This is a genomic window from Rhodococcus sp. EPR-134 (assembly GCF_001647205.1).
GTDB lineage: Bacteria > Actinomycetota > Actinomycetes > Mycobacteriales > Mycobacteriaceae > Rhodococcus_F > Rhodococcus_F qingshengii.
This window is the reverse complement of record NZ_LVCT01000119.1, coordinates 1-2,036: the sequence shown is the minus strand read 5'-3', so window position 1 is coordinate 2,036 and position 2,036 is coordinate 1. Positions and strand designations below refer to the sequence as shown.

General features: G+C 60.9%; 2 protein-coding genes and 1 pseudogene. 2 read left to right on the top strand and 1 reads right to left on the bottom strand.

The window, feature by feature from the left end; genetic code table 11:
• A pseudogene (locus A2J01_RS05405) lies at positions 1 to 252 on the top strand (hypothetical protein); the annotation flags it as partial.
• A 431-nt stretch (positions 253 to 683) separates the two neighbouring features.
• Here A2J01_RS05405 and A2J01_RS05400 read toward each other — a convergent pair.
• Positions 684 to 1,040: a histone-like nucleoid-structuring protein Lsr2 gene (locus A2J01_RS05400; RefSeq protein WP_047269234.1), complete on the bottom strand. Its 357-nt coding sequence runs from the start codon at positions 1,038 to 1,040 to the stop codon at positions 684 to 686.
• 238 nt (positions 1,041 to 1,278) lie between these two features.
• Between A2J01_RS05400 and A2J01_RS05395 the strand changes: the two genes are divergently transcribed.
• Positions 1,279 to 1,872 carry a hypothetical protein gene (locus A2J01_RS05395; RefSeq protein WP_064112257.1) on the top strand — a complete coding sequence of 198 codons (594 nt, stop codon included), beginning with the start codon at positions 1,279 to 1,281 and terminating at the stop codon, positions 1,870 to 1,872.
• Positions 1,873 to 2,036 lie beyond the last annotated feature (164 nt).

Genomic DNA, 2,036 nt, shown 5'->3' with positions numbered 1-2,036 from the left:
GTCACCGTAGTATGCCGTGAACCGATGCTCTTCATCACCTTGGAGAACGAGATCGTCGAAGAATTCGGCGAACTCACCTCTCCTAAGGGAGCGCGCCATTTCCGCATCGCCACCCGCGGCCGGGCCACGCATTGGGACCTCGACGTCGATACCCCCACCGAGGACTACCTCATTCAAACCTGGCCCTCCGGAGGCCCATCGATGATCCGCGAGATCAAAGCCACCGACGGTGTCTGGCTCAACGAGGAGTGAACTGCGTAAGGCCGTCGCTGATGCTTCGTTGCCGGCCTACTCGCGTGCAAGAGAACTCGGGTATTGATCGGGACTGACGGTTGCAGGTGCAGCCTGCAGAATGAGCGCAAGACGTCGACGGTGGACCGACTGGATTTGTATGCGCGCACTCCGCAGGCTGCTGGCGGAACTGTACCCGGAGATGACTGCGTCTAATCTCTGCTGGTCGCAGTGGCAGTCGGGGGCCGAGCGCAGACGGCGGCACACTTCGACTCAGGAAGGGTGCGTGATTCTCGGGTGTTTTCTGTTGGAAACACCTGCAGTTCGCAACAGCTGACGGCCGGTGGCGGAATCCACGCCGGGTTAGGCAGATACGGGTGTGTGAGAGACGCTTCTCTCACACCCGCTTTCGTATCAGTGTTGAATGTCGTGTCGTCTCAAACGGATCGAATTCAGTGCGCGGCGTCGAAGGCGTCGAGGATCTCCGCTTTGACCCGTCCCCGCGGTGCCACGTCGTAGCCGTTCTTGACTGCCCAGTCCCGCACTGCCTGCAACTGCTCTTTCGAGCGACCTGAACCGGTATCCTTCGCCGTCACATCAGCTTTACTGCCGCGGCGTGCTTTTCCGACTTTCTCGGCGACCTTCACGAAAGGCTCGAGGGCGGCGTTGAACTTGTCGACGTTCGTCGGCCGCAGATCGATCAGGTAGTCCGACCCCTGATACGAGAATTGGATGCGTTCGCCGAATCCGTCGTCGATCGGCTTACCGTCGAGATCGTCGATAAGTTGGCGAATCACTCTCTCAGCCATGCAACATCGTCTCCAATTCGATAGGAATCTCTCCAATGACCGGGTAACCCTAGCAACCCTTGTGTCGGCACCGAGACGACCTCGAAGGCGCCGAGAGTTACCTATGCCCCGGACCGACTGCACCGCCTGGCCGGGCCGGGCCGGGAGGCAATGGTGCTTTACTCGACTGATGGGCTGGTCGGTGCGGAGATGGTTTCAACGGAGACAGCGGCCGGCAGGACCACAGGGGTCGGGGCAGGTGAAGGTCGAGACGCCTGAGGTTCCCACTGCGCACACACAGTTCTACGAGCGTCAAGCCGTAGCGTGGGAGCGGGCGGAAGCCGAGTTCAATTCCCGCACATGGCCCTTCCTGATCGTGAGCGATGTGTCGCAGTGGGCGCGTGCCTGGCTCCCAGTCGGCCTTGTAGACGCTTCGACAGCGGAACTGGAAGCCGCGTACGTACGCGGCGAGATCCCATATATTCCGTTTGCTCCATCTGTTGAGCTTGCCGAGGTGGTGATCGCACAAGCAGTCGAGGACGGCATCGTGCTTCTTCCCGTGCCGGGACGACTGACGAGCACGTATGTGCATCGAGACGACGTCACCGAGCGCCAGATCGCCAAAGGTTACGGACTGAAAGTCGCGGACAGTGCAGTGCTGGAGATCCGCTCTGCCGCCGGCGTGATCCGGGAAGGGGAACTGGGCAGTTCGGATGGTTCCCTGCTTCACGGCGCGGCCGCGATCGAGCGAATAGTCCACCAAGTCATCGACACCTTCGCCCACGTGCGGCCCTTCCTCCACTACGCCTGGGACAAGGACCACCAACCCAACAGGCAGCTACGACAGCAATGAGTGGCCGAGAAGCGTGCCGGTCAATGCCGAACAGCGACAGGTAACTCGACGGCGCAGATGGAGGAAAAGTGGATCTGGAGCATGTTGCGAGATTTGTCGCCGCACCCGAGTTGATCGCACTCGACGACCTCACAGTGCAGGACCGCCGACACCTACCGGAGCAC